6 protein-coding genes are annotated in these 5,783 nt (G+C 36.6%); 3 read left to right on the forward strand and 3 right to left on the reverse strand.

The features are described 5' to 3' along the window. Positions 1–901 precede the first annotated feature (901 nt). The 3 genes from JN080_RS28075 (at position 902) to JN080_RS28085 (ending at position 2,966) form a co-directional block, all read left to right on the forward strand. A complete protein-coding gene (locus JN080_RS28075) occupies positions 902–1,138 on the forward strand; it encodes a heterocycloanthracin/sonorensin family bacteriocin (RefSeq protein WP_256239240.1) in 237 nt (78 codons plus the stop codon). A gap of 341 nt (positions 1,139–1,479) precedes the next feature. Beyond that, positions 1,480–2,484 (forward strand): DUF3231 family protein, encoded by a 1,005-nt coding sequence (locus JN080_RS28080; RefSeq protein WP_256239241.1) that lies wholly within the window; start codon positions 1,480–1,482, stop codon positions 2,482–2,484. A gap of 26 nt (positions 2,485–2,510) precedes the next feature. After that, entirely contained in the window at positions 2,511–2,966 is a 456-nt protein-coding gene (locus tag JN080_RS28085) for a hypothetical protein (protein ID WP_256239242.1), read from the forward strand. A gap of 788 nt (positions 2,967–3,754) precedes the next feature. On the opposite strand, the gene JN080_RS28090 is transcribed toward JN080_RS28085, so the two are convergent. The 3 genes from JN080_RS28090 to JN080_RS28100 form a co-directional block, all read right to left on the reverse strand. Next, positions 3,755–4,255: a site-specific integrase gene (locus JN080_RS28090; protein ID WP_256239245.1), complete on the reverse strand. Its 501-nt coding sequence runs from the start codon at positions 4,253–4,255 to the stop codon at positions 3,755–3,757. Between the two features lie 940 nt (positions 4,256–5,195). Continuing rightward, positions 5,196–5,384 (reverse strand): hypothetical protein, encoded by a 189-nt coding sequence (locus JN080_RS28095; protein WP_256239243.1) that lies wholly within the window; start codon positions 5,382–5,384, stop codon positions 5,196–5,198. Positions 5,385–5,512: 128 nt separating this feature from the next. Beyond that, positions 5,513–5,783: site-specific integrase (locus JN080_RS28100; protein WP_256239244.1), on the reverse strand; the 271-nt coding region annotated here is incomplete at its 5' end.

The raw sequence follows: 5,783 nt of genomic DNA on the forward strand, positions 1-5,783 counted from the left end.
ATATAAAAATAACGTCTAGTGAGGGTCACGCTGGGGAGCTTGTACTTTGTAGGCTGGCTCATAAGGTTAAAAATAGAATCCCAGTGCCAAATATGACCTAGTTAAGATAAAGGTCAAAAAAGGTCAGTATCAAATATGACATAGTTAGAGCCTTCCCAGTATCAAATATGACATAGTTAAAAAGTGGCTCAATCCATTGGGAGAGTAAGGATTAAGGCTATTTTGAAAGGGGAAATCCTCTTATATCTTATGAGTAGCTGGCTCAAGGATTTTAGTTTTGGAGGAGAAGCTTGGAGCGAATCTCCTTTTTGCTGTCTCATATATTTCTTTTTTCTTTTCTTTGGTCTTTTAGGGAACCTTATAGGGAGCTATGTTTTATTTTTAAATTAAATATGAGGTGAAGCTTGGGGAACTGGGGAGCCTTCTGGGGAGTTAGCTGTGGAGTGTAACTAAGAGTATTATGTAATAGAAATTTGAAGTATATATGAGGTGAACTTAAGTAATAACACTTATAGTGTATCTGGCAATTAAAAAATGCTGTATATGGCAGTATCTTTTATGAATGTAAAAAAAGCCAAAATACGCAAGTAATGCATAAAAACTTGCATGTTTTAGGCTCTTTAATTTTATTCCTTATTGTGTTAAAGCTACCCGATAGTTTAAGTGTAATACTTCACAATCTGATACAATACAAATCTTTGCTTCTTAAACAATATTTCATGATACTTTTACCATGAAATAGGCTTTTAAACCAGTAACAGCCACCTAAAAGAAAGCATATTTTGTTGAAGAGAATACACGTAGTATCTCTTAATTACACATAGCTGACAAAATTTCTTCGTTCAAATCTCTTGATAGATGTCAGTATAACCTAATTATTAAATAAACAGGGGAGGTAAAAATGCAAAATTTTCAAAATGAACTTCAAACTTTGGGAATGGATAATTTCCAAGTTGGTCAGTTAATTCCTATGGTTCCTCAGACTCATGATCTGCGAGTATTTGGCGGTATGCGTTGTGGTGGCATGATGTGTGGCGGTATGCGTTGCGGTGGCATGATGTGCGGTGGCATGATGTGCGGTGGCATGATGTGCGGTGGTATGATGTGCGGTGGTATGATGGGTTTCGGTTTTATTTAGTTTTGTTTTAGCTATTTTGAGGTTGGTAAATCTCGATAAAAAATTTGTTTTTTTATAAAAAGAAGTGCACCCGCATGATCTGCTGTAGCACTTCTTTTTGATATATCATATTGAAAAATATAGTACACAATTGTAAAGCCTAGGGCTTCCTTCTTTCACTAAACTGCCAGTTTGTTGAACAAGAAAAAAGACCGCAGCAGCGATCACAATCTTTAACTCTTGCTACCCGTTACTTTAAGTGAAATATTTCACAATTAGATTTGTTGACGGACAAGCAAATAACATCCATACAAATTCATATCACCTACTAAATTGGTAAATAATATCCAAGAGGTGATAATGTGGATGAGAATAAATTAAAACTCACATCTTCAGAAATCGGAACACTCTGGGGAGAATATGTGAACGGCACGGCGACAGATATGGTAAATAAATATATGGTTTCTATTATTGAGGATGAAGCAATTAAAGCCATTTTAGAGGACGCCATTAAGACGTTCGAAAAACAAAAGAAACAAATCGTAACGTTTATCGAGAATGAGGGATTTCCTGTTCCTATTGGATTTAATGAGTCTGACCTCTTTAAAGGTAAACAGAGGTTATTCACGGATATATTTTGCCTGAATTATTTACATATTATGACCTTACATGGATTGCTGGGACACAGCACTTCTTTAGCTGTTTCTGTTAGAAAAGACTTAAGGGACTTTTACGATTCATGCGATAATGATGCGAAAAAGATGTATCATCAAACCATTGAGTTATTGCTTGAGAAAGGAAGTTTTCAAAGAGACCCTTTATTTTACCCAGCTAAAAGCCCTGAATATATTTCCAGCCAAGATTTCACAGATGGATTTTTTGGAAAGGGTAGAACATTATCAGCGGTAGAAATCATTAGCATTTCTTTCAACCTTAAAAAGAGCATTATGACTAAAACCCTTTCTATCGCATTCAGTCAAGTTGCTCAATTAAAAGAAGTACGGAAGTTTTTAACCGATACCGAGAAAACGGCTGATGGTCAAATAAGAACATTTGCAAAAATAATGCAAGCAGATAATTTACCAGTTCCGAAATCCTGGGAAACAGAAGTGACAACTTCAACTGATTCCCCCTTTTCCGATAAGTTAATGTTGTATCATATTGGTTTCTTGTTCCAAGCTGCACAAAACTATCATGGGGCAGGATTAGCATCATCTATGCGAGCAGACCTCGTAACAACTTATGAAGGGACTATTCTAAAAAATTTAATGGTTACAAAAAAATGGTATAACTTAATGGTGCAAAATAAATGGTTAGAACAGCCCCCTCTTGCTCCTAATAGAAACGAAATTGCAAAAGAAATATAGTACAAACAATTGCTTGGGTATGTTCAGTGAGTAAAAACATATTTGAAAAACTACTATGGAGCATCGCACTTCCTGGATTTGGTCAGTATTTAAACCGAAAATATTTTAAAGGCACAGTATTTTTGGTACTTGAATTTCTGATTAATATACAATCCAATTTCAATCAGATTATACTTATGAGTTTTCACGGAGAAATTAGTAATGCCATAAAACATACGAATTATCAGTGGCTGATGTTTTATCCTTGTTTGTACTTTTTTTCAATGTGGGATGCTGTTAAAGATGCTGGTGGAGGTAAAGATCCTATCTCTTTCCTTCCGTATGTTTTAACTGCATTTTTTGTGACAGTTGGTTTGATTTTTTCATCAAACTTAGTGATATTTGGAGTATTACTGGGTCCTGTTTGGCTTCCAATGTTATTTGTTTTTCCTGGGATAGCATTTGGAATAATTATTAAGAAAATCATAAATAACAGTCTTTAAAAACCATCCCCTAATAAAAAAGGATGGTTTTTATTTATTCCACTAACCTGCCCGGTAGTGCAATAAGTATAGCTTTACAAATGTGAATAAATATTAGCATTTATACAGTTCTTCCTTGAGTAATGATTCATAAAGATTAATAAACATACTGCCAAAACATACCAATTAATTGCCAGAAACAACTTATAGCTTATTATTGAAGTGTTCATAGCAATTTCCAGTTACAAAGTATAGCCGATGAGCTAACTATCTCAGCAATAGCAAGGAGTTTGAGCTTATTGAGTGCTCTTTAAAGCTGGAACCACTGGAATAAATTTATAAAATATATGAGGTGCACTAAGAGCTAAACTGTCTGGTAACTCCATTAATTGCGTAAGCGAGATAGCTTAGAGGTAAGTGTTGGAAAGGTAGAACTCCAAATCTGGCTCCAGAGAAGGCTTTTAAAAAAACTTGTTAGTGAATTGCTGGAAGAATTGACTCCAAAGGAGCAGCGTTTTTGCTCAAAAAAAATTTTATAAAAAAATTTGAGTTAGCTTTTTAAAGTACCCCCTCCCTAGTTTGCTGAGTGGTAGGGAATCTTTTTGAGGTGAATCTCCAGAGCTTACACTCTCCAGCTTACTGGTAATAACTAACAAAAACTTTTTCATTTTTATACTTTCTGTAAATCACACTATGCGTATTGCGGACTACCCCTACCCCTCATAATTTTCCACTTGACTTTGAGACAGTCGCTCCAAAGCTTCACTCCTTATCAGAGCAAACAAAAAGAGCACGCTCCTCAGCGTACCCTATAACATGAAGTCCTCAAGGCTCTTGTCTATCTCGTCTTGTGTTATTCCAATGTATCTCTTAGTGATACTAGGAGCTGAGTGATTGAATATCTCCATCAGTGTAGCTACATCTTTAGTCCTCTTGTAGTAATGATACCCAAAGGTCTTTCTCATGGTATGAGTGCCAACAGCTTCTAGGTCAATCATTGAGCCAGCTTTATTCAGTATCCTATAAGCTTGAGTAGTGCTTATTGGCTTATCTCCCTTGCGTGAAGGGAAAAGGTAAGCTTCTGAGCTTAGCTCCTTAGTGTAATCCTCCAGAAGCTCTCTCAGCGGAGCTGGGAGGTAGAACCTAGAGACCTTCTTGGTCTTTTGCTCCCTCAGCTGGATATGGGTTTTACCTCTTACATCTTTCACTTGGAGCTTGAGAATGTCACTTACTCTGAGACCTACATTTATTCCAAGAGTGAAAAGAACATAATCACGATAGGAGCAATACTTGATGAGTGCCTTCTTCATTTCCTCTATGGTTGCTCTATCTCGTATTGGTTGAACATCTTTCTCTTGCTTCAAAAAAAGGTTCCTCCTCATGGTGTTTTCATACTTTGAATGTACCTTTTTATTATCTCATAAACTATCATTAGTGAGAACCCTTGAGATAGCTCACTTTTGAATGTATGTTTATATGTATTTTCGTACATTCATGAGAAGGTGAAACTCACCAGTGAAACTCAAGAAGTAGCGTGTATAGAGCTGGCTCTCTGAAGGAGCAACCCACCAAGCATGACTCACCAGCTACAACTCACCTAACACATATGAGCCACTGAGAAGCCTTCTGAGGAGTTTTACTGTTCTGGTAATGTAACTTAGAGAGCCTTCTAGGAGGTTTGCTGAGGTGGTCGTCTGGAGAGCTGAATCTGGGGAGCTGACTCAAGAGCTGGTATTGATTAGGAGGAAGTTCTGGTAATGTTTTACTGGAAAGTGAGTGCATGGAAGGAAGGGTTTTTAAATCCAGCTCAGTAGTATCAAGCTCTGGAGTCAAGTTGAGAAGCCGAGCTTAATCACACCCATTAACCAGTATCACCCAAGAGTTACACTAAGTAAAAAGCAGCTATATAGCAAAAAGCTCAAGAGCCAAGCTAAAAAGGTCTAGCTACCTCATACCCCATCAATCAGTTGTACTATACCAGCTAACTCACAAGTTTAAGCTAATTAGTTGCACCTCATATCTTTCTTTTATTATGCAAATAAAAAAGAGCTTCCCAGCTTAGGGAAACTCCTCAAGTTTAGCTATTCAGCTCAACTACCTTTAACTGGTATCTCATAAAGTAAGTTTTTGATTAAACCTTTTACTATTGAAGTCAATCTGAACGGTAGAAGTATCATTGTTTAATGCAAACGCTGCATATGTTTGAACACTTATATCTGAATTTATTTCTTGAAATGCAGTGTAATCATCTCAGCTCTCAATATTACTCTCAGCAAAGTCTAGCTCACTATTTACCTCTTTTATTTCCCTTTCAAGCTCACTCAGAATCCCTCTGAAGGAAGCTATTTCCTCCTTGCTCATCTCCTTGGCTTCAGCTCCTCTGAAGTCATTAAGGTACTCCTTTGCGTCGCCAATTATCTTCCACTTATTTTCTTTCATACGTTTCACCTCCAGCTTAATATGAGCAAAAAAAGTGAAGCTATTCAGCTCCTCTCAATAATCCCAGAAGGTGAGTAATTAAGTCAATTTCAAAGAAGTCCAACTGGGTCAAGATAATATTCCTATCATCATACCCTTGTACTCAATCCTTTCAAAGGTGAAAATTTATTGTGAGACTCCTTAATTTCACTGGAGAATAAGTTCACATAATTTCTAACCATTTCAAGGGAGCTATGTCCAAGGATTTGCTGAAGCTCAAATACATTAGCACCAGACTGAACGCACATCTTTGCGAATGTATGTCTAAAAGTATGAGGAGAACATCTAACTCCTTCAAGCCTAGCTTTAAGACCATAGTGGCTAATTCTATTTTGTACTTGTTTCTTACTGAGTCGAGTA

This window comes from Bacillus sp. EB600, assembly GCF_024494385.1.
In the GTDB taxonomy this organism is placed as follows: Bacteria; Bacillota; Bacilli; order Bacillales; family Cytobacillaceae; genus JAEVLT01.

Bases quoted from the DNA above. Each gene is read 5' to 3' on its own strand.
- JN080_RS28075 (WP_256239240.1), top strand. From the start codon at position 902: ATGCAAAATTTTCAAAATGAACTTCAAACTTTGGGAATGGATAATTTC.
- JN080_RS28090 (WP_256239245.1), bottom strand. From the start codon at position 4,255: ATGAAGAAGGCACTCATCAAGTATTGCTCCTATCGTGATTATGTTCTT.
- JN080_RS28095 (WP_256239243.1), bottom strand. From the start codon at position 5,384: ATGAAAGAAAATAAGTGGAAGATAATTGGCGACGCAAAGGAGTACCTT.